Consider the following 24,742-nt stretch of genomic DNA (forward strand, 5'->3'; position numbering starts at 1 on the left):
GCGTGTCGGAAAAGGCGTGCGGATGTAGGAGAACGCTGACGCTGGCAATGGCCAACGTCAGCGGCGGGGCGTTTTACTTCAACTTGGCGAAGGCGCGTTCGGCGGCGTCGAGGGTCAGTTTCAGCTCGGCTTCGCCATGGGCGATCGAGGTGAAACCGGCTTCGAAGGCGCTCGGTGCCAGGTACACGCCACCTTCCAGCATCAGGTGGAAGAAGCGGCCGAACAGCGCTGCATCGCTGGCCATCACGTCTTCAAAAGTAACAATGTCGTCGGCACCGCTGAAGTACAGACCGAACATGCCGCCCGCCTGGGTGGTCACGAACGGAATGCCGGCGGCATCGGCGCGCTGTTGCAGGCCGTCGAGCAGGCGCGTGGTGTAATCGGTCAGTTCGGCGTGGAAACCCGGACGGCTGATCAGGCGCAGGGTGGTCAGGCCGGCGGCCATCGCCAGTGGGTTACCCGACAAGGTGCCTGCCTGATAGACCGGGCCCAGCGGCGCGATGCGCTCCATGATCGAGCGCTTGCCGCCGAAGCAGCCGACCGGCATGCCGCCGCCGATGATCTTGCCGAAGGTGGTCAGGTCCGGGGTTACGCCGTAGTAAGCCTGGGCACCGCCGAGGGCGACGCGGAAACCGGTCATCACTTCGTCGAAAATCAGCACCACGCCGTGCTTGTCGCACAGGCTGCGCAGGCCTTCGAGAAAACCCGGCGCCGGCGGTACGCAGTTCATGTTGCCGGCCACTGGCTCGACGATGATGCACGCCACGTCCTGACCGACTTCGGCGAGCATTTTTTCAACCGCGTCGATGTCGTTGAACGGCAGGGTCAGGGTGTGTTTGGCGAATGCCGCCGGTACGCCGGCCGAGCTTGGTACGCCCTGGGTCAGTGCGCCGGAACCGGCCTTGACCAGCAGACTGTCGGAGTGGCCGTGGTAGCAGCCTTCGAACTTGATGATGCTGTCACGGCCGGTGAAACCACGGGCCAGACGGATCGCGCTCATGGTCGCTTCGGTGCCGGAGCTGACCATGCGTACCATTTCCATCGACGGCACCAGCGAGCAGACCAGGTCGGCCATCTCGGTTTCCATCGCGGTCGGCGCGCCGTAGGACAGGCCGTGCTGCAACTGGTTGCGCACCGCATCCAGCACTTCCGGGTGGCTGTGGCCGAGGATCATCGGGCCCCAGGAGCCGACGTAATCCACATAACGCTTGTCGTCTTCGTCAGTGACGTAGGCGCCTTCGGCGTGCTTGAAGAACAGCGGCGTGCCGCCAACGCTCTTGAACGCGCGCACCGGCGAGTTCACGCCACCGGGAATGTGTTTCTGGGCGTTGGCAAACAGGGTTTCGGAACGAGACATGATCGGGCTCTCAGACTTTTAGTAATTCATTGAAGGCGCGGGCGCGGCGGGTCACTTCGGCGCTGCTGTCGGCGCCGAACAGGCCATGGACCACGGCCAGCAGATCGACACCGTGGGCCACCAGTGGCGCAGCGTTGTCGAGGGTGATGCCGCCGATCGCGCAGATCGGCAGGTGCAGGGTGCGTTTGGCCTCGTCGAGCAGATCGAGGCTGCAACTCGGTGCACCGGGTTTGGTACTGGAATTGAAGAAGCGACCGAAGGCGACGTAACTCGCGCCCTCTTTGGCGGCCTGTTCGGCCAGTTCCAACTGCGCGTGGCAGGTCGAACCGATGATCGCCTTGGAGCCGAGCAGGGCGCGGGTCGGCGACAGCGGGCCGTCGGTCTGGCCAAGGTGCACGCCGACGTTCAGGCGCGCGGCCAGTTCGGCATCATCGTTGATGATCAGTTGCGTCTTGTAGCGCTCGCACAGATCGCGCAGGGCTTCGGCCTCACGCAGACGGCGGGCCTCATCGCTGCTCTTGTCGCGGTATTGCAGCAGGGTGACGCCGCCTTCCAGCGCCGCCTCCACGTAGGACAGAAACTTGCCGGCCAGCAACTGGCTGTCGGTGATGGCATACAGGCCACGTAGTTTCATCGCGCAGACCTCAGGCTCGAAACATCAGGAACAGAAATCCAGCGGCAGACGACGCGGCACGAACTGGCCTTTGCCCAGTTGTTCGGCATCGCGCAGGGTGCGCCAGGTGTAATCCAGCGCGGTACGCACGGCGCTGGCAAGGTTTTCGCCCAGTGCCAGGCGGCCGGCGAGGGTGCTGGCCAGAGTGCAGCCGGAACCGTGATAGCTGCCCGGCAGGCGCTGGCACTTGAAGGTTTCGCGCAGGCCGTCGCGGCTGTACAGGCGATTGTGGATTTCGGTTTCGTCGCCGTGACCGCCGGTGATCAGCAGGTTCTTGATGAACGGCAGGAGTTTTTCAGCGCACTCGTCCGCGGTGCCTTCCGGCAGTTCGGCAAGGATCCGGGCTTCGGGAAGGTTGGGGGTGGCGATGATCGACAGCGGCAGCAGGCGTTCGCGCATGGCGTAGCCGACTTCGTCCTTGCCCAGGCGTCCGCCGCCGCCGGCACGCAGCACCGGGTCGCAGACCACTGGCAAGTGCGGATGCGCCTGGAGCAGTTCGACGACGGTGTCGACCATTTCCAGGGAACCGAGCATGCCCAGTTTCACCGCCGCGACTTCGGAGTCGTTGAGCACGGCATTGGCCTGGGCCAGTACCCACTCACGGTCGAGGACGCGAAAGTCAGTGACGTTGACCGTGTCTTGCACGGTCAGGGCTGTGACGGCCGGAGCCGCATGGCAACCCTGAGCGAGCAGGGCTTCGATATCTGCCTGCAGGCCGGCGCCACCACTGGGGTCGTGGCCGGAGAGACAGAGGACAACGGGGCGTGAGCTGTAGATATTCATGGTGCGCGAGCTTACCACCAAACCTGTTTTCCGGGTGTTGTGGCGCAGTGCGCGGCCGATAACACGGGTAGCGAGATCCACAGCGCTTGTCACAATCTGACCGAGCCAACAGCTCTAGTCCGGTGTTTTGCTCTGGAACGCCCGTTCTAGAGCCTTTGTAGGAAAAATTTCCATGGTGCTCAATGGCCATCAACGGCTATGCTAGAGTGGATCCAAACCAATAACAGGTAATACCGGTTTTACGTCATCTCAAAGGGAATGGGGGGCTTCCTGACACAACCGGCCAAGCCACGCTGGGGCTTCAATGCGCTATTTGTTGATGATGTTGTTCTGTTTGCCCCTCCTGGCAAACGCCGTCGAATTCGACGAGTTCACCCAGAGCCTCCCGCTGGGTCGATCCCTGCAAGTGTTCGAAGACCCGAGCGGTCAGGCGAGCATTGCCGACGTCCGCGCGCAAGCCGCCGCCGGAAACTTCAAACCCCATGACAAAGCCACGCTCAATGCCGGTTATTCGCGCTCGGCGTTCTGGCTGAAGATCGACCTGCATTACCGCCCGACCAACCCGTCGGCGCAACGCAGCTGGCTGCTGGAACTGGCGTATCCGCCGCTCGATCATCTCGATCTGTATCTGCCCGATGCGGCCGGTGACTACCGTCTGGTGCGGCAGACCGGGGACGCCTTGCCGTTCGCCAGTCGCGAGATCCGTCAGAACAATTACCTGTTCGACCTGGCGTTCAAGCCGGATCAGCAACGAACCGTTTACCTGCGGTTGTCCAGCGAGGGCTCGATCCAGGCGCCGGTAACGTTGTGGTCGAGCACCGCGTACCTTGAAGACCAGCCGGTGCGCCTGTACGTGCTGGGGGTCATTTATGGCGTGCTGCTGGGGATGCTGGTCTACAACCTGTTCATCTACCTCAGCGTGCGCGACACCAGTTACCTCTATTACATCTTCTATATCGCTTCGTTCGGCCTCTATCAGCTGTCGGTCAATGGCGCGGCGGTCGAGTATTTCTGGCCGGACAACCCATGGTGGGCCAACGCCGCCACGCCGTTCTTCATCGGTTGCGCGGGGCTGTTCGGCAGCCAGTTCGCCCGCAGTTTCCTGCAGACGAAGAACCACAGCCGTTGGCTCGATCGTCTGTTGATCGCCCTGATTGTTTTTGGCGCCGTGGTGATCGGTCTGTCGTTGATGACCAGTTATGGCCTGGCCCTGCGTCTGGCGACGACCCTGGCACTGACCTTCACCGTGGTGATCTTCGCCGCCGGGATCCTCGCTTGGTGGCGCGGCCTGCGGGTGGCGCGCTATTTCATCATTGCCTGGTCGGCGTTCCTGATCGGCGGCATCGTCAACACCATGATGGTGCTGGGCCTGCTGCCGAATGTGTTCCTGACCATGTACGCCAGCCAGATCGGCTCGGCCATCGAAGTGGCGCTGCTGTCGCTGGCCCTGGCCGACCGCATCAACGCGATGCGCGAACAACAGGCGCAGACCCTGTTCGACGCCGGCCAGAAACTTGAAGTGCTGAACCAGCAACTGGCCCACAGCAACAAGCTCAAGGACGAATTCCTCGCGACCCTGACCCACGAACTGCGCACGCCCATGAACGGGGTGATCGGTTCGCTCGAGTTGATGCAGACCGTCGAACTCGATCCGGAACTGGAGCAATACCAGCAGACTGCCGCCGGTTCGGCGCGGGACATGATGCGCATGGTCAACGGCATCCTGACCCTGACCGAATTGCAGGCCGGCAAGCTCAAGGCGACGCCGGGCAGTTTCAGCCTGCGCGGGGTGGTCGAGGCGTTGCGGATGCAGTTCGATGGCAATGCTTCGAGCAAGTCGCTGGACTTCAAGGTCGACGTGCTGCCGACCCTGCCGGATCGCCTGCATGGCGACAGCGCCAAACTCGCGCAATGCCTGGAGTGCCTGCTGGACAATGCGATCAAGTTCACCCGCGTCGGCGGTCTGGCATTGCGGGTGACGGGCAAACCGTCGACGGACAATCGGCTGGCGCTGTCCTTTGCGGTGATCGACACCGGCATCGGTTTTACCGATCTGGGCGAGGCGACGATGTATCAGCGCTTCTTCCAGCTCGACGGTTCGATGACCCGCGAATACGGCGGGCTGGGCGTCGGTCTGGCGATCTGCCGTCAATTGGTGGAGTTGCTCGGTGGCAAGCTCACACACCGCTCCGAACCGGGGAGTGGCAGCCGCTTTCAACTGGATGTCGAGTTTGAGTTGCCGGAAGTGGAAACCGTGCCCGCGTTCAGCCGCGACACCGTGCGTGCGCCGCAGGATTGCACCGTGCTGCTGGTGGACGACAACAGCGTCAACCAACTGGTGATGCGCGGCATGTTGCTCAAGCTCGGTTTCCGCGTGCGCACCGCCGACCACGGCGCGGCGGCGCTCGACTGTTTGCAGCGCGAGCGCTTCGATGCCGTGCTGATCGACTGCCAGTTGCCGCCGCTCGATGGGGCATCGCTGTGTTGCCAGATTCGTGACCTGCCGGGATGCGCCCATCTGCCGGTGTTCATGATCGCGCTGGGGGCGGATCGCGAGCATTGCGCGTCGGGTGGCTCGATCGATTATCTGAGCAAACCGGTGAAATTCGAGGATCTGCAGGTTGCGATGCAGCGGCGGGTGTTGAGTTGCTGATAGGGTGAAAGCGCCGGTATTTAGGCCGATATGACACTTTGATCGGTTCGGGGGCGGTGCTTAACTGAAGCTCTGGCCGATCAAGGAGCCCCGTCATGAACCTGCATCAGTTCGCCGAAACTCACGAAGTCACCAACCAGCCACCGTCGCTGGACGGCACCAATCTATACCGCATCGACCTGCCGTTGCAGGAGTGGTCGCGGCGGTTCGGTGCCGGCTGGGCCGAGTCGCGGATCGACGCCTACGGCGCGCTGGCCGGCGGGCCGCTGATGGAGGCCGGGTTCCTCGCCAACCAGAACAAACCGGTGTTCGCCAGTCATGACCGCTATGGACATCGCATCGACCTGGTGGAGTTTCATCCGGCGTATCACGAGCTGATGCGCATCGCCATTGAACATGGCTTGACGTCGTTGCCCTGGGCTCATCCACAGGACGGCGCCCATGTCGCCCGCGCTTCCATGTCCTATCTGCACAGTCAGGCCGAAGCCGGCAGTGGTTGCCCGCTGACCATGACCTTCGCCAGTGTCCCCGCGATGCGTTTGCAGCCGAATCTGGCTGAGCAATGGCTGCCGAAAATCCTCGCCACCGAATACGACCCGCGCAATGTCGGCATGGCCCACAAGGCGGGCGTCACCATTGGCATGGCGATGACCGAGAAACAGGGCGGCACCGACGTGCGTGCCAACACCACCAAAGCTTATCCGGTCGGCGCCAGCGGCCCGGGCCAGGCCTATGAACTGGTGGGGCACAAGTGGTTCTGTTCGGCGCCGATGTGCGATGCGTTCCTGACGCTGGCGCAAACCGACAAGGGCTTGAGCTGCTTCCTGCTGCCGCGCCATCGCCCGGACGACACGCGCAATCAGTTCTACATCCAGCGCCTGAAAAACAAGCTCGGCAACCAGTCCAACGCTTCCAGCGAAGTGGAATTCCGAGGCGCGCTGGCATGGATGGTCGGCGAAGAAGGGCGCGGCGTGCCGACCATCATCGAGATGGTGGCGATGACCCGTTTCGATTGCATGGTCGGCTCCAGCTCGCTGATGCGTCAGGCGCTGACTCAGGCCAGCCATCACTGCGCCCATCGCAAGGTCGGCGGCAAACTGCTCAGTGAACAGCCACTGATGCAGAACGTGCTGGCCGATCTGGCGCTGGAAAGCGAAGCCGCGCTGGCGCTGAGCCTTCGCATGGGCAAGGCGCTGGATCATCTGGACGATCGCCATGAAGCGCAGTTCGCCCGATTGGTGACGGCGGTGGGTAAATACTGGATCTGCAAACGTGCGCCGGGGATGATCAACGAAGCCGCCGAGTGCATGGGCGGTGCTGGCTATGTCGAGGAGAGCATCCTGCCGCGGCTTTACCGCGAAGCGCCGGTGAACTCGACGTGGGAAGGCTCCGGCAACGTGCAATGCCTCGACGTGCTGCGGGCGTTGTCGAAAGAGCCGGGCGTGCTTGATGTGTTGTTCAGCGAGTTGGGCGACGGTCATGGCGACAAGCGACTGGCTGCGCACATTCAGCAATTGCAGGCACAGTTCAAGGACACCAGCGACATTCAGTACCGCGCTCGGCAACTTACTGAAGACATTGCTCTGGGACTGCAAGCGAAGTTGCTGCTGGAGGCCGGGAATTCGGCGGTCAGCGATGCGTTCATCGCCAGTCGTCTGAACGGAGGCGGGCGGGCCTACGGCGCGTTGCCGCGCGGGCTGGATGTCGAAGCCATCGTCGCCCGCTCTACGCCGCAAGGTTTCTGAAGGGGGATCGCGACAAAGCCACAACGCCACTGTTTCCGTGACGCCACGATGCAGGCAAGATGAAGCTCTGCAAGTCAGAACACAGGAAGCTGATCGTGACCGAAGCGTTTATTGTCGTTCAAACCGCCGAACAGGCCGTGGATCGTCTCGCCGAGCTGCATGAGCGGGCCACCACGGCGCTGAACTCGGCGCTCAAGCGTTATCTCAAGGATCGCGTCGAGCCCGACGCCGAGCAACGTGCCCTGTTCCGTTATCCCGAACTGCGTCTGACCTACCACTGCCAGGGCGAAGTCCCGCAGACCACCCGCGCCTACGCCAAGGTGCAGTTGCCGGGCACCTACAGCGTGACCGTTACTCACCCGGCGGCGTTTCGCAAATACCTGCTGGAACAGCTCACGCCGCTGATGCACGACTTCACCGTGACCGTCGAAGTCGGGGTCAGCGAGCAGAACATTCCCTATCCGTACGTGGTCGAGCAGGGCGATGAACTGGCCGGCTCCGGCGTCACCGCTGCGGTGCTGGCACGGGTGTTCCCGAGTACCGACCTGTCCGCCGCCACCGATGGCATCGCCGACGGTCTCTACGACTGGGAAAACACCGATCCGCTGCCGCTGGCGCTGTTTGACGCCGCGCGCGTCGACTTCTCGCTGCGTCGTCTGGTGCACTACACCGGCAGCGACTGGCGCCATGTGCAGCCGTGGATTCTGCTGACCAACTACCACCGTTATGTCGACCAGTTCATCGTCCATGGCCTGGAACAACTGCGCCGCGACCCGCGTTTCGTACGCATGGTCTTGCCGGGCAACGTGATCATCGAAAAGGGCATGGATCACGGCGAAGCCTCGGCGATTGCGGCCGGTGTGGTCTGGCACCGCTACCAGATGCCGGCCTATCACCTGATCGCCAGCGATGGCCACGGCGTGACCCTGGTCAACATCGGCGTCGGCCCGTCCAACGCAAAGAACATCACCGACCACCTGGCTGTGCTGCGTCCGCATTGCTGGCTGATGATCGGTCACTGCGGCGGCCTGCGTCAGTCGCAGACCATCGGCGACTACGTGCTGGCTCACGCCTACATGCGTCGCGACGGGATTCTCGACCGCGTGGTGCCGCCGAACATTCCGATCCCGGCCCTGGCCGAAGTGCAACTGGCGCTACAACAAGCGGCAGCCAACATCACCGGCGAAAAAGGCGAAGAGCTGAAGAAGCGCCTGCGCACCGGCACTGTGCTGACCTACGATGACCGTAACTGGGAATTGCGCTGGGCTCAGGAACGACCGCTGATCAACCTGTCCCGCGCCGTGGCCGTGGACATGGAAAGCGGCACCATCGCCGCCCAGGGTTATCGCCTGCGGGTGCCGTACGGCACGTTGCTGTGTGTATCGGACAAGCCGCTGCACAGCGAAATCAAGCTGCCGGGTTCGGCCAACGCGTTCTACGAGCGTGCGGTCAGCCAGCACTTGAAGATCGGCATTGAAGCGGTGGATCTGCTGCGCACCGAACTCAATTCGCTGCACTCGCGCAAACTGCGCAGCTTCGACGAGCCGCCGTTCCGCTAACGGTTTGTCGTGGTCATTTGGCGGTCGGGGCACTAGCATTGTCAGCCCTGATCGCTAAATGTCTGCTCTCTTATGTCCCGTCCTCAACGTCCACCTTCCCGCCGCCACGGCGCGAAGCCAGCTTCTTCAGCCCCGCGCCGGGTCGCCAAGGCACCACCGGCCGAACCGAAGCTGATCCTGTTCAACAAACCGTTCGATGTGCTGACCCAATTCAGCGACGGCGAAGGGCGGGCGACGCTCAAGGATTACATCGACATTCCGGGCATTTATCCGGCCGGACGGCTGGATCGCGACAGCGAAGGTTTGCTGCTGCTGACCAACGACGGCCAGTTGCAGGCGCGGATCGCCGACCCCAAGCACAAACTGGCGAAAACCTATTGGGTGCAGGTCGAAGGCGTGCCGACAGCCGAGCAGTTGCAGCGCCTGCGTGACGGCGTCGAGTTGAATGACGGCATGACCTTGCCCGCCGAAGCGCGGCAACTGGATGAGCCCGAGCTGTGGCCGCGCAAGCCACCGGTGCGCTTTCGCGCAACGATTCCGACAACTTGGCTGGAACTGGTGATTCGCGAAGGACGCAACCGCCAGGTGCGGCGGATGACGGCGGCGGTCGGGCTGCCGACGTTGCGGCTGGTGCGGGTCAGGATTGGTGACTGGACGATCGAAGGGCTCGATCAGGGACAGTGGAAAGAAGTGCCGGCGCGCTTATAAGGCGCCGGACTCGATCAGGCCGATCACCACGCTCTTGATGATGAATGCGGCCACGCCCAGGCCCAGCACGAAAAACAGAATGAACGAGCCAAAGCGCCCGGCCTTGGACTTCTTCGCCAGATCCCAGACGATGAAACCCATGAAAATGATCAGGATGCTGACCAGACCGGTCATCATCCACTCTTCAAATACTGCTGGATCCATCGGGTTCTCCGGCACGCACGGGGCTAAAAGGGCGCGGCGAGTATACGCCAAGGGGGGCGGGGTGGCATTGATCTGGGTCTGATCCGACGACTGGCCCTCACCCTAACCCTCTCCCGGGGGGAGAGGGGACTGACCGAGGTGTCTGGCGTCATACATCGACCTGAAATTTCCAGTCGATTATGGATTCACAGCAGGGCGTTCAGGTCGGCGTACTTCTCGAGCACCCCACCGTCGGCCCCCCTCTCCCTACGGGAGAGGGCTGGGCGGGCGGCGTTCCGATGAGGGCAGCTCTTGATCAGCTACGCAGATGCGTGAGAGGCAATTCGGTGCTATTGAGCACCTGATTCAGCACAAAGCTCGAGCGCACACTGGTTACGCCTTCGATCCGGGTCAGATGCCCCAGCAGCAGCTTCTGATAGTGATCCATGTCCGGCACCACCACTTTCAGCTGATAGTCGGCATCCACCCCGGTCACCAGACTGCATTCCAGCACTTGCGGCAAGGTGCGGATCGCCGCTTCGAAGTTCTCGAAACGCTCCGGCGTGTGCCGGTCCATGCCGATCAGCACGTAGGCGGTCAGGCTCAGGCCGAGCATCTTGCGATCAAGTAGGGCGACCTGACGCGAGATATAGCCGTCGTCCTCCAGCTGCTTGACCCGGCGCGAGCACGGGGAGGGCGACAGACCGATGCGCTCGGCCAGTTCCTGGTTGGAGATGCGGGCGTCGCGCTGCAATTCCGCCAAAATACTGAGGTCGTAACGGTCGAGTTTGCTCATCAAACGGTCCTTTGTCTTAACTATTGCGGCGGATTATCTATCCAGGGTTAAAAATTGCGCAAGTGATGTTTATTTGAGCAATCTTCGCAATCATCTGTCGCGGCGCCGGGCCTATTCTTATCACCAGAATCACTGCTCGGTAACACAGTCCACGCGGCCCGCCCAATCCGGCCTGCCGCGGCCGCCACCCCCACCGGGGTTGTGCCGGCCCCCGAGCTGCACACTGTCCAGAAGACGGCGTGAGGTGAGCCGATGTCAAAAGCGTCGAGCCAGGACGAAGTTCTCTAGAAGGGAGGCCGACGGGTCTCCCTTTTTTCTTGCCCGCGATTTGACTCTTCTCGCTCAATAAATAAATGACGTGACTGATAACCTGTAGCAGAACCCGGTGTGCCCATCCCCGGTCTTAGCTACACGCCCTCTTAATTTCAGGCTCTAGTCCGCAGTGAGGAATTTCATGAAGTCGCGCATCTGGCGTCTGGCCAGTGTTGGTTTGCTGTGTGTGAGTGTCGGTGCGCAAGCGCTGGCGGATGAGCCGCAGAATCGCGGCCCGGACGGCGGTGGACGCGGGCCTGAGCATCAGGGCAACAATCAGGGCCATGGCGGCGGCAATCAGCAGCACGGCCAGAACAATCCGCAGCGGCAGAACAACGACATCATTCGTGGCGACAATAGCCGGCAGTTCGAGCACAACGGCCAGCAGAATCGCGGCCAACCGAACAACAGCCAGTGGCAGAACCAGAACCAGCCACGTCCGGCCTACAACCCCAACCCGGTGCGCCAGCCGCCACCGCCGCCGCAACTGCCGGCCAATGACCTGCCGATCCAGCCGCGCCCCGACACCGTGCGCCAGACCCAGGAACCCCGTCAGGGTTACTACCGCGACGAGCGCCCGCAGAACGGCTATCACCAGAACTGGCAGACCGGCAACCGCCCCAACGACAATCGCTGGCCGGGTCGCCCGGACGGGCATGGCAACGGCTGGGGCCCGGGCCCGCAATACCGGCCGGGCCATGTGATCGACCGTTTCCCGGATCGCGATTACCGTGTGCCGTATCGCGGCCAGGACTATTTCTACTCCGGCGGCTACTGGTATCGCCCACAAGGCCCGCGCTATATCGTGGTTCAGCCGCCGCGCGGGATCCGCATCCAATATCTGCCTGATTACGCCCGTGAAGTGTGGATCGGCGGTTCGCTGCTGTTCCTCGCCGCCGGCTCGTACTACGCCTATCAGGAGGCGACCCAGGATTACGTGGTAGTCGAGCCGCCGTCGCAGCAGCCACCGCAGCCGACCGGCAATGGTTATGACGTGGAAGCGTATCCGGCCAACGGTCAGTCACCGGAGCAGGTTCAGCGCGACGGCTATGAGTGCTATCAGTACGCGGTGCAGCAGAGCGGCTTCAATCCGCGCACCGCGACTTATCAACCGGCGCCCGAAGTGGTGCAGGCCTACCGTCAGGCCCAGGGCAATTGCCTGAGCAGTCGCGGTTATCAGGTCAACTACTGAGCCCGAGCGGCTTTGACCACTTCCTGCGGGTCGGCGTGCACCAGCACTTCGGCCCGTGGGTAGGCTTTGTGAATGGCATCCGCCGCCTGATCGCTGATGCCATGGGCGACTGACAGCGTCAGCTCCCCCGGCAATTCCAGGTGCAACTGCACGAACCAGTGATTGCCGGAAATCCGTGTGCGCAGATCGTGTGCGCCCAATACTCCCGGCACGCCGCACGCCAGTTCGAGCATGTGCTGACTGACATCCGTCGGCAGCTCTTCATCCATCAGCACCGAAAAACTTTCCCGGGCGATCTGAATCGCGCTCCACAAAATGTACGCCGCAATTCCCAGACCGAACCACGCATCCAGCTGATCGAACCCCAATCCGGCCAACACCAGCGCAATCAGAATGCTGCCGTTGAGTAACAGGTCCGAACGGTAATGCAGTGAATCCGCCCGCACGGCGTTGGAGCCGGTCTGCTTGATCACCCGATGCTGCAGCATCAACAGCGCCGCCGTCAGCAACAGGGAAAACACGATCACCCCGATGCTCAGCCAAGGCGCGCCGAGCGGCTCCGGATTTTTCAGGCGCTCATAAGCCTGAAACGCGATCAGCACCGCACTGCCGCCAATGAACAGCGCCTGCGCCATGCCCGCCAGGGATTCGGCTTTGCCGTGACCATAACGGTGATCGTCATCCGCCGGGCGCAGCGCGTAATGCACCGCCAGCAGATTGAGCAACGAAGTGACGCCATCGAGGGCCGAGTCGGTGAGGCCGGCGAGCATGCTCACCGAACCGCTCAGCCACCAGGCGATGGCTTTGGCGATGATCAGCGTACAGGCCACCGCCACCGAGGCGCGGGTCGCCAGCCGCAGCAGGCGGGCGTGTTCGGTGCTTGTGGTCATGGGTGCGTCTATTCCTTAAGCGGCAGGTTGCAGGCCGAACATCGCCAGTTGCTGGGTGCTGCCCTTGTGCTGGATCAGGCGCGGGTCGTCCAGCGGCAGATTGCGGCCCAGCTCCGTTTCGAGAATAGCCTGCAACTTCAAGTTATCGACCTGACCGTCCGGGCCGATGGCTTGCTTGAGCTTGGCCGGATCGACCTGCGCCGTGTGGCCCGGTTCGAAGTAGATCGCGCCGGTGGCGAAGTCCACGGCAAACGCGATCACGCCGGGAAGGATATAGAACAACAGGCCCACGGCATCGAGCACGGCAATCGCCGGGTCGATCTTGCCGTCGATCTGGCCGCGCCGGTCTGGGTAGAAAATCGAACCGCACGCGGTGATCTGAGTGAGCAGGGTGGCAACCAGTACACCGCCGATCAGGCGAAAAGGTAAGCGCATGGGAATCTCCTGAGTCATCTGTTAACGAAGCGTCATCGTGTGAAGTTAAGACCCTGACGAACGCGTGGCAGTTCGCCGTTATACTCGCCGCTCTGTTTGGGAGCCAGCATGATTTCTTTGCCGATCGACGAAGTTTTACCCGCCCTGCGTGAAGCGTTGGCGACACGCCACGAAGCCGTGCTCGAAGCACCGCCCGGCGCCGGTAAAACCACCCGCGTGCCCTTGGCCCTGCTCAATGAAGCGTGGCTGAACGGGCAGACCATCCTCATGCTCGAACCGCGTCGACTGGCGGCGCGTGCAGCGGCGGAGCGGCTGGCCAGCGAGCTGGGCGAGAAGGTCGGTGAAACCGTCGGTTACCGCATCCGCCTCGACAGCAAGGTCGGCCCCAACACACGCATCGAAGTCGTCACCGAAGGCATCCTCACCCGGCGCTTGCAGGACGACCCGGCACTGGAAGGCGTGGGCCTGCTGATCTTCGACGAATTTCACGAACGCAGTCTCGACGCCGATCTGGCGCTGGCCCTCAGTCTGAACGGTCGCGAGCTGTTTCGAGCTGAACAACCGCTGAAGATTCTGCTGATGTCCGCCACCCTTGAAGGCGAACGTCTGGCCGGGTTGCTCGACGACGCGCCGATCCTGCGCAGCGAAGGCCGGATGTTCCCGGTGACGATGCGCTGGGGCCGGCCGTTCCAGCCCGGCGAATACATCGATCAACGCGTCACGCAAACGGTGCTCGAAGCCCTGCACGATGAAACCGGCAGCCTGTTGGTGTTCCTGCCGGGGCAGGCGGAAATCCGACGTGTCCATCAACAATTGGCGGACGCCATCGGTGAGCGCAGCGACGTGTTGCTCTGCCCGTTGCACGGCGAACTCGACCTGAATGCCCAGCGTGCCGCCATCGACCCGGCGCCGGCAGGTCAACGCAAAGTGGTGCTGGCCACCAACATCGCTGAGACCAGTCTGACCATCAACGGTGTACGCGTGGTGATCGACGCCGGGCTGGCGCGAGTGCCGCGTTTCGATCCGGGCAGCGGCATGACCCGCCTCGACACTCAGCGCATCTCCAAAGCCAGTGCCACCCAGCGTGCCGGCCGGGCCGGGCGGCTGGAACCGGGCGTGTGTTATCGCCTGTGGTCGCAGGATCAGCACGAACAACTGGCGGCTTATGGCAGTGCGGAAATCCTCTCGGCGGATCTGGCTGGCCTGGCTTTGCAACTCGGGCGCTGGGGCGTGGCGCCGAGTGATTTGATCTGGCTGGATGTGCCGCCAGCGGCCGCTTATGCACAGGCTCAGGATTTGTTGCAGCGCCTCGGTGCGCTGGACGGTGAAAGCCTGAATCGCCATGGACAGGCCATGGCCGAATTGCCGGCGCACCCGCGCGTCGCTCATTTGCTGTTGCGCGGTCAGGCACTGGGGCTGGCGAACATGGCGTGCGACGTCGCTGCATTGCTCGGCGAACGGGATATTTTGCGCGGTGCGGGGGCTGATCTGCACAGTCGTCTGGTGCTGCTGTCCGGTGAAGAACGCGCGGCGCGCGGTGCCCAGGGCGGCGTGCAGCGCGCCCGGCAACTGGCGCGGCAATATCGCGGCTATCTGCGCGGCAAGGCCAGCGAACCAGTTGCCGATCCGGATCACCCGCGCTGGCTCGGCGCCTTGCTGGCGCTGGCCTACCCGGACCGCGTCGCTCAGCAGCGGCGTGCCGGTGGTGCCGAATATCGTCTGGCCAACGGCCGTGCGGCGCTGTTCGCCGAAGCCGACAGCCTGATGAAGGAACCGTGGATCGTCATCGCCGACCTTGGCAGCCGTCAGGGCCAGCGTGAGGAACGGATTTATCTGGCGGCAGATTTCGATCCGGCGCTGTTCGATTCGGTGCTGGCCGAACAAGTGCACAACGTCGATCAACTGGACTGGGACGAACGCGAAGGCGTGCTGCGCGCCGAGCGCCAACGCAAGGTCGGCGAACTGATCCTCAGCCGCGAACCGCTGACCGGTCTCGACGAAAACGCCCGCAGCCAGGCGCTGGTCAATCTGGTACGGCGCAAAGGTCTGGAACTGCTGCCGTGGACTCCGGAACTGCGCCAGTGGCAGGCGCGAGTCGCCTTGCTGCGCCAGCTCGACCTTGACGCCAAGGGCGACAGCCAATGGCCGGATGTCAGCGACGCCACCCTGCTGAAAACCCTCGAAGACTGGCTGATGCCGTACCTGGGCAAGGTCTCGCGCCTCAGTCATTTCGCCAACCTCGACCTGTCGAGCATCGTGCGCAATCTGCTGCCATGGCCACTGCCGCAACAGCTCGATGAACAGGCACCGCATCACCTGAGCGTGCCGTCGGGCTCGTCGATTCGACTCGACTACAGCGAACAGCCACCGATTCTCGCCGTGCGCTTGCAGGAGCTGTTCGGCCTCGCCGACACGCCGCGCATCGCCGGCGGCCGGCAGGTGGTCAAGCTGCACCTGCTGTCGCCCGCACGGCGTCCGGTGCAGGTGACGCAGGATCTGGCCAACTTCTGGCGCAGCACCTATGCCGAGGTGAAGAAGGATCTGAAGGGGCGGTATCCGAAGCACTATTGGCCGGATGATCCGCTGGTGGCTGAAGCTACCGCACGAGCCAAACCGCGCGGTACGTGAAACTCAGCGGCTGGCCTTCGCGGTCAGCTGCTCCCGGCAATAATCGGCAAACAACTGCGCCGGTTTGGTCAGTTGTCCGCGTTTGAGCCACGCGGCCACGAGGCCTGAGCCGGTGACGTCTTCGACGATGTCGACGCACACGACTTTCTTGCCGTCGTAGGTGCATTCCGAGTGCGGGCGGGTCACCAGGATCGAGAAGCCGAAACCCTGGCCGACCATGCCGCGCACCATTTCGATCGACGGCGAGCTGAAATCGATGCGTGGCGACAGCCCGAGTTCTTCGAACAGGCTGACGAAGTAGGTGCGGCTCGGTTGCACGTCGAGCAGGATCATCGGTTCCAGGCACAAGTCCCGCAGCGAAACCTGCTTGAGCTGGGCGAAGCGGTGATCTGCCGGGAGCAGGGCGTAAGGCCGTTGGGCCGGCATCAGGGGTTCGGTTTCGATGGTGGCGTCGAGGTCGTGTTTGTAGAGGATTGCCAGGTCGAAGGTGCCCGAGGTCAGGCCTTGCACCAGTTCCTGTTGTTCGCCGTCGCGGATGCGGATCTTCACCCCCGGATACAGCGCCGAGAAGCCGGCAATCAGTTGCGGCAGGTACAGCGGCGCCACCGTTTCAAAACAGCCGATATCGATCTGCCCGGCCACCACGTCGTTGTCGGCGAGGGCGTTCTGTTCGAACTCCTTGGCCATGCGCAGCAGTTCCTGGGCCTTGCGGAAGAACCGCGCGCCGCTAGGCGTTAGCGACACGCCTTGGGCGTGATGGCGGATCAGCAGTTGAACGCCGAAGCTGTCTTCCAGCCCCTTGATCGCCGTGGAAATCGCCGGTTGCGCGATGTACAGCTTGCGCGACGCTTCGGCGACGCTGCCGCATTCGACGGTGGTGATGAAGTATTTCAACTGACGCAGGTTGTAAGCGGCCACGGTGAACCTCAAAGCGAACGGATTCCACATCCAAGCAATTTGTAAGCCGCCGGCCTCCGTTCTGTCGGCGGTTTTTTTGTCTCTGAACAATAGCCCCATACGCGCGCGAAGGGGCCATCGGCTGGTTACCTTTTTTATTGTCTGCGAAGACATTTTTACTGGTTTTAGCTCGCACAAGCCTGAGCGACTATCGACTGCGCAGTGTTCGCAAAAGAATAAAAGTCCAAGGAGCAACCACCGTGTTCGAGCTTGCAGACTGGCAGCGCAAGGCCGCTGAATTGAGCTATCCGTACCAGGCCGTGATCAACGGCAAACTGCGTGCGGCGCAGTCGGGGCAGACCTTTGCCGCGATCAACCCGGCCACCGGCCAGCTGCTGGCAAACGTCGCCGCGTGCGGTGAAGAAGACGTCGATGCGGCGGTGCAGAATGCGCGACAGGTGTTCGAGGCCGGCACCTGGGCCGGGCGTTCACCGACCGAACGCAAGCAAGTGCTGCTGCGGCTGGCGGATCTGATTCTGGCCCATCGCGAAGAGCTGGCGCTGCTCGATTCGCTGAACATGGGCAAGCCGGTGATGGACGCTTACAACATCGACGTCCCGGGCGCCGCCGGGGTGTTTCGCTGGTACGCCGAAAGTCTCGACAAACTCTACGATCAGGTCGCGCCGAGCGCCTCGAATGTACTGGCGACCATCACCCGCGAAGCGCTGGGCGTGGTCGCTGCGGTGGTGCCTTGGAATTTCCCGCTGGACATGGCCGCGTGGAAACTCGCACCGGCGCTGGCCGCGGGCAACTCGGTGATTCTCAAACCCGCCGAGCAATCACCGTTCTCCGCATTGCGTTTGGCCGAGCTGGCGCTGGAAGCCGGGCTGCCGGCCGGTGTTTTGAACGTGCTGCCGGGGTTCGGCGAAAAGGCTGGCAAAGCCCTCGGCCTGCACCCGGATGTCGATTGCCTGGTGTTCACCGGCTCGACCCAGGTCGGCAAATATTTCATGCAGTACTCCGCGCAGTCGAACCTCAAGCAGGTGTGGCTGGAGTGCGGCGGCAAGAGCGCCAATCTGGTGTTCGCCGACTGCAAGGATCTGGATCTGGCGGCGCAGAAAGCCGCGTTCGGGATCTTCTTCAATCAGGGCGAAGTCTGCTCGGCCAACTCGCGGTTGCTGGTGGAGCGCTCGATTCATGACGAGTTCGTCGAGCGACTGAAGGCTCAGGCCGAACGCTGGCAGCCGGGCGATCCGCTGGACCCGGCGAGTGCGGCAGGGGCAATCGTCGATACTCGTCAGACCGAAAGCATTCTGCGCTTCATCAACCAGGCCGAACGCGAAGGCGCGACCCGCGTCTGCGGCGGGCGGCAGCTGAGTTTCAACGGTTCGGACAATTTCATTCAGCCGACGATTTTCACCGACGTGCAGCCGCACATGACCCTGTTTCGTGAAGAAGTGTTCGGCCCGGTGCTGGCGGTGATGCCGTTCGATGACGAGGCCCACGCCTTGCGACTGGCCAACGACAGCGTCTACGGTCTGGCGGCGTCGCTGTGGACCGATGATCTGCACCGCGCCCATCGGGTGGCGCGGCAATTGCGAGCCGGTACGGTGTCGGTCAACAGCGTCGATGCGCTGGACGTGACCGTGCCGTTCGGCGGCGGCAGGCAATCCGGTTTCGGCCGCGATCTGTCGCTGCACTCGTTCGACAAATACACCCAGTTGAAAACCACCTGGTTTCAACTGCGCTCATGACAGCCGCTCACAACAAGAAAGGAGATCCGGCGATGACCACCTCACGTGAAACCCGCGACTACCAGGCCGCCGATGCAGCGCACCACATTCATGCGTTCGTCGACCAGAAGGCCCTCAACGACGAAGGCCCACGGGTGATGGTGCGCGGTGACCGCCTGCATCTGTGGGACAACGATGGTCGGCGTTACCTCGACGGCATGTCCGGGCTGTGGTGCACCAACCTCGGCTACGGGCGCAAGGATCTGAACGCCGCGGCGAGCCGGCAACTGGAGCAGTTGCCGTACTACAACATGTTTTTCCACACCACCCACCCGCAGGTGATCGAGCTCTCCGAGTTGCTGTTCAGCCTGCTGCCTGGGCACTACAGCCACGCGATCTACACCAACTCCGGCTCCGAGGCCAACGAGGTGCTGATCCGTACCGTGCGCCGTTACTGGCAGGTGCTGGGCAAGCCCGAGAAGAAAATCATGATCGGCCGCTGGAACGGCTATCACGGTTCGACCCTGGCCGCGACGGCCCTCGGTGGCATGAAATTCATGCACGAAATGGGCGGGATGATTCCCGACATCGCGCACATCGACGAGCCGTACTTCTTCGCCCACGAAGGCAACCTGACCCCGGCTGAATTCGGCCTGCGGGCGGCACAGCAACTGGAAGCGAAGATCCTCGAGCTGGGTGCCGACAAGGTCGCCGGGTTCATCGCCGAACCGTTCCAGGGCGCGGGCGGGATGATCTTCCCGCCGGAAAGCTACTGGCCGGAAATCCAGCGCATCTGTCGCAAGTACGATGTGCTGTTGTGCGCCGATGAAGTGATCGGCGGCTTCGGTCGCACCGGTGAGTGGTTCGCTCACGAGTACTTCGGTTTCGAGCCGGACACTCTGTCCATCGCCAAGGGCCTGACCTCCGGATACATCCCGATGGGCGGCCTGATCCTGTCGAAGAAAATGGCCGACGTGCTGGTGGAGCAGGGCGGTGTGTTCGCCCACGGCCTGACCTATTCCGGGCACCCGGTGGCGGCGGCGGTGGCGATTGCCAACCTCAAGGCCTTGCGCGATGAAGGCGTGGTGACGCGGGTCAAGGATGACATCGGCCCGTACCTGCAACAGTGCCTGCGCGAGGTGTTCGGCAATCACCCGCTGGTGGGCGATATCCAGGGCACGGGCATGGTCGCGGCGTTGCAACTGGCCGAAGACAAGGCCACGCGCAAGCGCTTCGCCAATGAGAACGACATCGCCTGGCGCTGCCGCACGATCGGTTTTGAAGAGGGGGTGATCATTCGCTCGACCCTGGGGCGGATGATCATGGCGCCGGCGTTGATTGCCAGTCGTGAAGAGATTGACGAGCTGGTGGGTAAGACCCTGAAAGCGGTTGATCGTACGGCGCAGGAATACGGCCGGCTCTAACTCCCCCGATCGCTCGTTCCGTGTCCTGATCGTTCCCACGCTCTGCGTGGGAACGATCTCCGCCAGACTTTTTCCCAATCTGCACCCACCTCGGGCACCCCCGCTCGACGCGCCCTTTCGCGGTGCGCACTACCCAGTTTTTTCATCGTTCGCGTCTAACTATTTCCTCGTTTTCCTGACGCCAAGCCTGGGTCAACATCGATTTCGCCAGCCAAGGCATTGCCCGCCAGAGTCCAGCAGAGACCGCAGCGTGCAATCGCGACACCACGGCTGGCCGTACTGCCCATGACAACTAAATCAACAGCGTTGGGAGTGCTCCATGAACAAGTCCTTGTTTACCCGTCTTGCATGTCCTCTGGCGATTTCCGCCCTTTCAGTCACCGCCGCTCAGGCTGGCACCTTGTCGATCGGCCATACCACGTGGGTCGGTTACGGCACCCTGTATCTGGCCCAGGATCTGGGCTACTTCAAGGAAAACGGCCTGACCGTCGAATTGCCGGTGGTCGAAGAAGCGTCGATGTACATGGCCGCCCAGGCGTCCGGGCAATTGTCCGGCTCGGCCTCGACCATCGACGAAGTGCTGAAGTACCGCCCGCAGTTCTGCTTCAAGGCTGTGGCCGCGCTGGATGACAGCCATGGCGGCGACGGCGTGCTGGTCGGCAAGAACGTGAAGAGCCTGCAGGAACTCAAGGGCCAGGCCGTGGCCGTCAACGAAGGTTCGACCTCGCAGTTCTGGCTCTCGTACCTGCTGAAAAAGAACGGCATGAGCATGAGCGACATCACCGTGCAGAACATGACCGCCGACGATGCCGCCACCGCGTTCATCGCCGGTCGCGTGCCGGCCGCCGTAACGTGGGAGCCGCATCTGTCGATGGTGCGCGACAAGCAGCAGGGCAAGGTGCTGATCGACAGCAGCAGTACGCCGGGGGTGATCGTCGATGTGGTGGCGCTCAACTGTACGGTGATCGAGAAGCAGCCGGAGGACGTCAAGGCGCTGGTCGCCGGCCTCTACAAAGCCGTGCAATACACCAAGGACCATCCACAGAAAGCCTACGAAATCATGGCCAAGGGCGTCGGCGGTTACCTGTCCGATCCGAAGGAACTGGCCGTCGCCGCGCAGGGCGTGCGTTTCTACGATCAGGCCATGAGCGAAAAACTCCTTGGCTCGCCGGGCAAGCCGGGTGACAGCGCACCGCTGATCAAACTGGCCAACGAAACCGCCAGCGAATTGCAGGGCAAGCCCTACAACGTCAGCAACGACGATCTGGTGGATAACCGTTTCGTCAGCCCGCTCTAGGAGACTGGTCATGTTCAAGCGCAATTCATGGCTGAGCCGCTGCATCACGCCGAAGACCGGATTGCCGGTGCCGGTGGTGTGGAGCGCCAGCGGTCTGGCCTGGGTGTTGCTGGTCGGCCTGTGGGCCGGGTTGTCCTACGGCGGCATCGTGCCGGGGATGTTCCTGCCGACGCCCGGCGCGGTGGTCGAAGCGGCGGTGCGCCTGAGCCGCGACGGCACCCTTGGCCAGCATGTCTGGGCCAGTGTCGAAGTGGTGATGGTCGGTTTCATTGTGTCGTCGCTGGTGGCGGTGCCGTTGGGCTTGCTGATGGGCAGCTTTCGCATCGTCCAGGCGTTCCTCGAACCGCTGGTCAACTTCATCCGCTATCTGCCGGTGACCTCGTTCGTGCCGCTGTTCATCCTGTGGATCGGCATCGGTCTGGAACAGCGAGTGTCGGTGATCATTTTCGGCGTGTTCTTCCAGCAACTGGTGATGATCGCCGACGTGTCCAAAGGCATCTCCAAGGATTTGATCAACGCCTCCTACACCCTCGGCTCCAACCGGCGTGACGCGGTGCTGCACGTGATCGCCCCGGCGTCGTTGCCCGGCGTGCTCGACACCTTGCGGGTGACCATGGGCTGGGCCTGGACGTATCTGGTGGTCGCCGAACTGGTCGCCGCATCGAGCGGCCTCGGTTACTTGAGCCTCAAGGCCATGCGCGGCTTTCAGGTCGACGTGATTTTTCTCGCCATCGCGATCATCGGCCTGCTCGGCCTGGTCACCGATCAACTGTTCCGCTTCTTGCGTTTGAGGATTGCCGCATGGGCTCAGTAACCGCTGCCAACCGTCGTTTCATCGAGCCGGTCGCCGCACCGGCCCACGCCGCGCCAAGGTTGCAGGTGGACAAGGTCAGCCTGCGCTACAGCAAACCCGGCGGCGGTACGTTTACCGCGCTGGAAGAAGTGTCGTTCGAGGTGCCGGACCAGCAGTTCGCGGTACTGGTCGGGCCGTCCGGTTGCGGCAAGTCGAGCCTGCTGTACCTTACCGCCGGGCTGGCCGAGCCGACCTCCGGCGATATCTACGTTGGCGGTCAGCAAGTGCAGGGCCCCGGCGCGGATCGCGGGATGGTGTTTCAGAGCTACACGCTGTTCCCGTGGCTGACCGTGCGGCAGAACGTCGAGTTCGGCCTCAAGCGCCGGGGCATGCCGGCGGCGCGGCGCAAGGAAATCGTCGATCACTATGTGCATGAAGTCGGCTTGTCCGGGTTTGCCGACAACTACGCCAAGCAGTTGTCCGGCGGCATGATGCAACGGGTGGCGATTGCCCGGGCGCTGGCCAACGATCCGCAGATCCTGCTGATGGACGAACCCTTCGGCGCCCTCGACAGCCAGACCCGCCTGCAAATGCAGCAGCTGTTATTGCGGGTGTGGGGCAACAGCAAGAAGACCGTGTTGTTCGTCACCCACGACATCGACGAAGCGATCCTGCTCGGCGATCGGGTGTATGTGATGGGCGCCAGGCCGGGGCGGATCAAGCAGATTCTCGATGTGCCGATCGAACGCCCGCGCACGCTGGACATGGTCATGGAGCGCTCGTTCATCGACATGAAGCGGCAGATCTTCGGGCTGTTGCACGATGATCTCGAAGGGTCCCATTGAGGTCAGTTGGGTGGCAGGAGGAACTTCGCAATCACCGGTAAATGATCGGAGATGCGCAAGGTGTCGTCCTGCCGCACCGTGGCTTCGACCCGTTTGATCTTCGGGCTGTAGAACAGGTAATCGACCGTGCGGTCCGGGCCGTTGAGGCCGGGGTCGTTGGGGTAATGGGTCAGCCATTTGGCGCGGTCGATGCCGCTGGCTTCGTTGTTGGTCGGGATCATCGGGTACTTGTCCCACAGCACATGCAGCGCACTGTCGGCGGAGTACGGCGTGCGCTGCTCGGTGGGCAGGCGCCGGTACTGGCCGAGCGGCAACAGGTTGAAGTCACCACCGATCAGCCACGGCGTGCCGTGGCTTTCGTGTTTGTCGAGGACCTTGGCCACCGCTGTCACCTGCGCTTGCAAGGTGTCGTCCGGTTGGGTGGCGCGATCCAGATGGGTGTTGAACACCACCAGTTGCCCGCCATCGCTGAGCGGCAAAGTGGTGGCGAGCAGCGCATCTTTCGGCTGGAACTGACGGCTGATGAGGTTCGCTGGCTGCACCGGTAATTGCAGGCGCTCGGCGTGTTCGATGCGGTAGCGGCTGAGGGTGGCGAGTTGCCGGCCGACGCTGCCGAAGATGTGCGGATCCGGGACGAAGTCGGCCTTCCAGTCAAAGGCGTGGGCGCTGCACGGGTAGAGGTCGGTGAGGCGTTCCTGCAACAGCTTGAGCTGGTTCTGATAGTCGCTGGCCTTGGCGCCGTCATCCAGTTCCTGCAACAGCACCACGTCGGGCTGTTCGTCGCGGATCACCCGCGCCACTTCATCGAGGCTGAACGCCATGTCTTCCGGGGTCGGGGCTTCGTCTTCGCCTTGCGCCAGGTCATTCCAGAACACGTAGCGCTTGCCGGCCAGGTATTGCACGTTCCAGGTCATGACTTTCAGGGCCTGGCCGGGCACCAGCGTCGGCGGTTGCCCGGTGCAACTGACCGGCAGGGTTTCCCGGGCATCGGGGCGCCAGGTCAGGCTGTAGATCAGCGTGCCGATCAGGGCGAGGGCGAGCAGTACGGGCAACAGGATGTAGCGCAGTAGACGGGTCATGGCTCGGCTTATAGCGATACGGAAGTGGTCCCGAGCATACCCGAGACCCATCGATCACCCCAAGCGCGGCGCAGTCAGACTATTCCGTCACGTTTGTCGGGCAATTCGCTGATCAACATGAATAGGCGGAACAGCACCACGCTGGTGAACAGTTGCAGGAAGCTGTGGCCGCTGTCGATCAGCACCGCGATCAACGGATTCTGTGGATCCGGATAAACCTGCAGGGTCAGGCCCTTGAGCAGCCACAGCGGCCCCATCACACACAGGATGCACGCCAGAATCCGCAGAAAATGCCCACGGCTCAGGCGCAGGCTTTCTTTCATCGCCTGCAACGGGCCGTAACCGCGCAGCACCAGCAGATACTCACCGAAGGCCAGAGTGACCATCAGCCACAGGCCTGGCAGGAAATACAGGGACAGACCGAGCAGGATCAGCAGCGTGTTCAGCGCAGTCAGCAGGGCAAAGCGCGGCCACAGGCGAGCGGCCATCGCCAGCAGATCGCGGGTTTGCGGGGATTCGCCGCGGGTGCGGGCGTCGAGAAACAAAATCAGCGCGGCGGTGTACAGCGGATACACCAGCAGGCCGACGATCACGCTGATGGCCGAGTAACCGTCCGGGTCGCTGGCATGGTCGACCACCTGTTGCAGCACGGCTTCGACAATCACCAGCGGCAGGCACAACTGGACGATCCGGCCCAGATTGCGTTTGAAAAAATACAGGGAGTCGCGCAGCACATCGAAGGCATTCATCAGTCGGTATC

The 24,742-nt window shown here is 62.7% G+C and carries 21 protein-coding genes; 11 read left to right on the plus strand and 10 right to left on the minus strand.

From position 1 onward, the window contains the following. Window positions 1-73: 73 nt before the first annotated feature. The 3 genes from hemL to EIY71_RS06255 are packed head-to-tail and all read right to left on the minus strand — an operon-like array spanning window position 74 to window position 2,813. Complete coding sequence (hemL, locus tag EIY71_RS06245) at window positions 74-1,357, minus strand: glutamate-1-semialdehyde 2,1-aminomutase (protein WP_064382167.1); 1,284 nt, start codon at window positions 1,355-1,357, stop codon at window positions 74-76. A 10-nt stretch (window positions 1,358-1,367) separates the two neighbouring features. Beyond that, window positions 1,368-1,991: a thiamine phosphate synthase gene (thiE, locus tag EIY71_RS06250; RefSeq protein ID WP_103385486.1), complete on the minus strand. Its 624-nt coding sequence runs from the start codon at window positions 1,989-1,991 to the stop codon at window positions 1,368-1,370. Between the two features lie 24 nt (window positions 1,992-2,015). Continuing rightward, window positions 2,016-2,813 carry a hydroxymethylpyrimidine/phosphomethylpyrimidine kinase gene (locus EIY71_RS06255; RefSeq protein WP_039771996.1) on the minus strand — a complete coding sequence of 266 codons (798 nt, stop codon included), beginning with the start codon at window positions 2,811-2,813 and terminating at the stop codon, window positions 2,016-2,018. Window positions 2,814-3,117: 304 nt separating this feature from the next. Here EIY71_RS06255 and EIY71_RS06260 point away from each other — a divergent pair, with 304 nt between their 5' ends. From EIY71_RS06260 to EIY71_RS06275, 4 genes are all read left to right on the plus strand, one after another. After that, window positions 3,118-5,466, plus strand: a complete 2,349-nt coding sequence (locus EIY71_RS06260; RefSeq protein WP_134020955.1) for a hybrid sensor histidine kinase/response regulator — start codon at window positions 3,118-3,120, stop codon at window positions 5,464-5,466. A gap of 95 nt (window positions 5,467-5,561) precedes the next feature. Then, the gene (locus EIY71_RS06265) at window positions 5,562-7,211 is read left to right on the plus strand and encodes an acyl-CoA dehydrogenase family protein (protein ID WP_102686360.1); all 1,650 of its coding nucleotides are present in this window, start codon (window positions 5,562-5,564) and stop codon (window positions 7,209-7,211) included. A gap of 59 nt (window positions 7,212-7,270) precedes the next feature. Next, window positions 7,271-8,770, plus strand: a complete 1,500-nt coding sequence (gene amn, locus EIY71_RS06270; protein WP_162130486.1) for an AMP nucleosidase — start codon at window positions 7,271-7,273, stop codon at window positions 8,768-8,770. A gap of 72 nt (window positions 8,771-8,842) precedes the next feature. Beyond that, window positions 8,843-9,478 carry a pseudouridine synthase gene (locus EIY71_RS06275; protein ID WP_134020957.1) on the plus strand — a complete coding sequence of 212 codons (636 nt, stop codon included), beginning with the start codon at window positions 8,843-8,845 and terminating at the stop codon, window positions 9,476-9,478. On the opposite strand, the gene EIY71_RS06280 is transcribed toward EIY71_RS06275, so the two are convergent. After that, the gene (locus tag EIY71_RS06280; protein ID WP_003228500.1) at window positions 9,473-9,682 is read right to left on the minus strand and encodes a DUF2788 domain-containing protein; all 210 of its coding nucleotides are present in this window, start codon (window positions 9,680-9,682) and stop codon (window positions 9,473-9,475) included. The genes EIY71_RS06275 and EIY71_RS06280 overlap by 6 nt on opposite strands. 295 nt (window positions 9,683-9,977) lie before the next feature. Further along, window positions 9,978-10,457: an Lrp/AsnC family transcriptional regulator gene (locus EIY71_RS06285; protein ID WP_007909658.1), complete on the minus strand. Its 480-nt coding sequence runs from the start codon at window positions 10,455-10,457 to the stop codon at window positions 9,978-9,980. 454 nt (window positions 10,458-10,911) lie between these two features. Between EIY71_RS06285 and EIY71_RS06290 the strand changes: the two genes are divergently transcribed. Continuing rightward, the gene (locus tag EIY71_RS06290; protein ID WP_134020960.1) at window positions 10,912-11,961 is read left to right on the plus strand and encodes a DUF6515 family protein; all 1,050 of its coding nucleotides are present in this window, start codon (window positions 10,912-10,914) and stop codon (window positions 11,959-11,961) included. Here the strand turns inward: EIY71_RS06290 and EIY71_RS06295 are convergent. Beyond that, window positions 11,955-12,851 (minus strand): cation diffusion facilitator family transporter, encoded by an 897-nt coding sequence (locus EIY71_RS06295; protein ID WP_134020963.1) that lies wholly within the window; start codon window positions 12,849-12,851, stop codon window positions 11,955-11,957. The genes EIY71_RS06290 and EIY71_RS06295 overlap by 7 nt on opposite strands. A 15-nt stretch (window positions 12,852-12,866) precedes the next feature. Continuing rightward, on the minus strand, window positions 12,867-13,286 hold the full coding sequence (locus tag EIY71_RS06300; protein ID WP_039771823.1) for a hypothetical protein: 420 nt from the start codon (window positions 13,284-13,286) through the stop codon (window positions 12,867-12,869). 108 nt (window positions 13,287-13,394) lie between these two features. Here EIY71_RS06300 and hrpB point away from each other — a divergent pair, with 108 nt between their 5' ends. Further along, window positions 13,395-15,914 carry an ATP-dependent helicase HrpB gene (gene hrpB / locus EIY71_RS06305; protein WP_134020966.1) on the plus strand — a complete coding sequence of 840 codons (2,520 nt, stop codon included), beginning with the start codon at window positions 13,395-13,397 and terminating at the stop codon, window positions 15,912-15,914. A gap of 3 nt (window positions 15,915-15,917) precedes the next feature. On the opposite strand, the gene EIY71_RS06310 is transcribed toward hrpB, so the two are convergent. Further along, on the minus strand, window positions 15,918-16,832 hold the full coding sequence (locus EIY71_RS06310; protein WP_085747763.1) for a LysR substrate-binding domain-containing protein: 915 nt from the start codon (window positions 16,830-16,832) through the stop codon (window positions 15,918-15,920). Window positions 16,833-17,071: 239 nt separating this feature from the next. Between EIY71_RS06310 and EIY71_RS06315 the strand changes: the two genes are divergently transcribed. From EIY71_RS06315 to EIY71_RS06335, 5 genes are all read left to right on the plus strand, one after another. Continuing rightward, the gene (locus EIY71_RS06315) at window positions 17,072-18,565 is read left to right on the plus strand and encodes an aldehyde dehydrogenase (protein ID WP_134020969.1); all 1,494 of its coding nucleotides are present in this window, start codon (window positions 17,072-17,074) and stop codon (window positions 18,563-18,565) included. Window positions 18,566-18,597: 32 nt separating this feature from the next. Next, entirely contained in the window at window positions 18,598-19,968 is a 1,371-nt protein-coding gene (locus EIY71_RS06320) for an aspartate aminotransferase family protein (protein WP_064382156.1), read from the plus strand. Between the two features lie 319 nt (window positions 19,969-20,287). Continuing rightward, a complete protein-coding gene (locus EIY71_RS06325; RefSeq protein ID WP_134020972.1) occupies window positions 20,288-21,265 on the plus strand; it encodes an ABC transporter substrate-binding protein in 978 nt (325 codons plus the stop codon). Window positions 21,266-21,275: 10 nt separating this feature from the next. Next, window positions 21,276-22,079 carry an ABC transporter permease gene (locus tag EIY71_RS06330; protein WP_007958721.1) on the plus strand — a complete coding sequence of 268 codons (804 nt, stop codon included), beginning with the start codon at window positions 21,276-21,278 and terminating at the stop codon, window positions 22,077-22,079. Continuing rightward, the gene (locus EIY71_RS06335; protein ID WP_134020975.1) at window positions 22,067-22,903 is read left to right on the plus strand and encodes an ABC transporter ATP-binding protein; all 837 of its coding nucleotides are present in this window, start codon (window positions 22,067-22,069) and stop codon (window positions 22,901-22,903) included. Before EIY71_RS06330 ends, EIY71_RS06335 begins: the two co-directional genes overlap by 13 nt. A 2-nt stretch (window positions 22,904-22,905) precedes the next feature. Here EIY71_RS06335 and EIY71_RS06340 read toward each other — a convergent pair whose 3' ends face one another. Together EIY71_RS06340 and EIY71_RS06345 are read right to left on the minus strand one after the other, a co-directional pair. After that, window positions 22,906-23,982 carry an endonuclease/exonuclease/phosphatase family protein gene (locus tag EIY71_RS06340; protein ID WP_134020978.1) on the minus strand — a complete coding sequence of 359 codons (1,077 nt, stop codon included), beginning with the start codon at window positions 23,980-23,982 and terminating at the stop codon, window positions 22,906-22,908. Between the two features lie 74 nt (window positions 23,983-24,056). Beyond that, window positions 24,057-24,731, minus strand: coding sequence for a YciC family protein (locus EIY71_RS06345; RefSeq protein WP_218191738.1), 675 nt, complete (start codon window positions 24,729-24,731; stop codon window positions 24,057-24,059). Window positions 24,732-24,742 lie beyond the last annotated feature (11 nt).

This window comes from Pseudomonas sp. CH235, assembly GCF_004368175.1.
Classification (GTDB): domain Bacteria; phylum Pseudomonadota; class Gammaproteobacteria; order Pseudomonadales; family Pseudomonadaceae; genus Aquipseudomonas; species Aquipseudomonas paraglycinae.

Coding starts and splice junctions, on each gene's coding strand:
- hemL (WP_064382167.1), bottom strand. CDS start 1,357: ATGTCTCGTTCCGAAACCCTGTTTGCCAACGCCCAGAAACACATTCCC.
- EIY71_RS06275 (WP_134020957.1), top strand. CDS start 8,843: ATGTCCCGTCCTCAACGTCCACCTTCCCGCCGCCACGGCGCGAAGCCA.
- EIY71_RS06295 (WP_134020963.1), bottom strand. CDS start 12,851: ATGACCACAAGCACCGAACACGCCCGCCTGCTGCGGCTGGCGACCCGC.
- EIY71_RS06260 (WP_134020955.1), top strand. CDS start 3,118: ATGCGCTATTTGTTGATGATGTTGTTCTGTTTGCCCCTCCTGGCAAAC.
- EIY71_RS06265 (WP_102686360.1), top strand. CDS start 5,562: ATGAACCTGCATCAGTTCGCCGAAACTCACGAAGTCACCAACCAGCCA.
- thiE (WP_103385486.1), bottom strand. CDS start 1,991: ATGAAACTACGTGGCCTGTATGCCATCACCGACAGCCAGTTGCTGGCC.
- EIY71_RS06325 (WP_134020972.1), top strand. CDS start 20,288: ATGAACAAGTCCTTGTTTACCCGTCTTGCATGTCCTCTGGCGATTTCC.
- EIY71_RS06290 (WP_134020960.1), top strand. CDS start 10,912: ATGAAGTCGCGCATCTGGCGTCTGGCCAGTGTTGGTTTGCTGTGTGTG.
- EIY71_RS06345 (WP_218191738.1), bottom strand. CDS start 24,731: ATGAATGCCTTCGATGTGCTGCGCGACTCCCTGTATTTTTTCAAACGC.
- EIY71_RS06255 (WP_039771996.1), bottom strand. CDS start 2,813: ATGAATATCTACAGCTCACGCCCCGTTGTCCTCTGTCTCTCCGGCCAC.
- EIY71_RS06335 (WP_134020975.1), top strand. CDS start 22,067: ATGGGCTCAGTAACCGCTGCCAACCGTCGTTTCATCGAGCCGGTCGCC.
- hrpB (WP_134020966.1), top strand. CDS start 13,395: ATGATTTCTTTGCCGATCGACGAAGTTTTACCCGCCCTGCGTGAAGCG.
- amn (WP_162130486.1), top strand. CDS start 7,271: ATGAAGCTCTGCAAGTCAGAACACAGGAAGCTGATCGTGACCGAAGCG.
- EIY71_RS06330 (WP_007958721.1), top strand. CDS start 21,276: ATGTTCAAGCGCAATTCATGGCTGAGCCGCTGCATCACGCCGAAGACC.
- EIY71_RS06280 (WP_003228500.1), bottom strand. CDS start 9,682: ATGGATCCAGCAGTATTTGAAGAGTGGATGATGACCGGTCTGGTCAGC.
- EIY71_RS06320 (WP_064382156.1), top strand. CDS start 18,598: ATGACCACCTCACGTGAAACCCGCGACTACCAGGCCGCCGATGCAGCG.
- EIY71_RS06285 (WP_007909658.1), bottom strand. CDS start 10,457: ATGAGCAAACTCGACCGTTACGACCTCAGTATTTTGGCGGAATTGCAG.
- EIY71_RS06340 (WP_134020978.1), bottom strand. CDS start 23,982: ATGACCCGTCTACTGCGCTACATCCTGTTGCCCGTACTGCTCGCCCTC.
- EIY71_RS06300 (WP_039771823.1), bottom strand. CDS start 13,286: ATGCGCTTACCTTTTCGCCTGATCGGCGGTGTACTGGTTGCCACCCTG.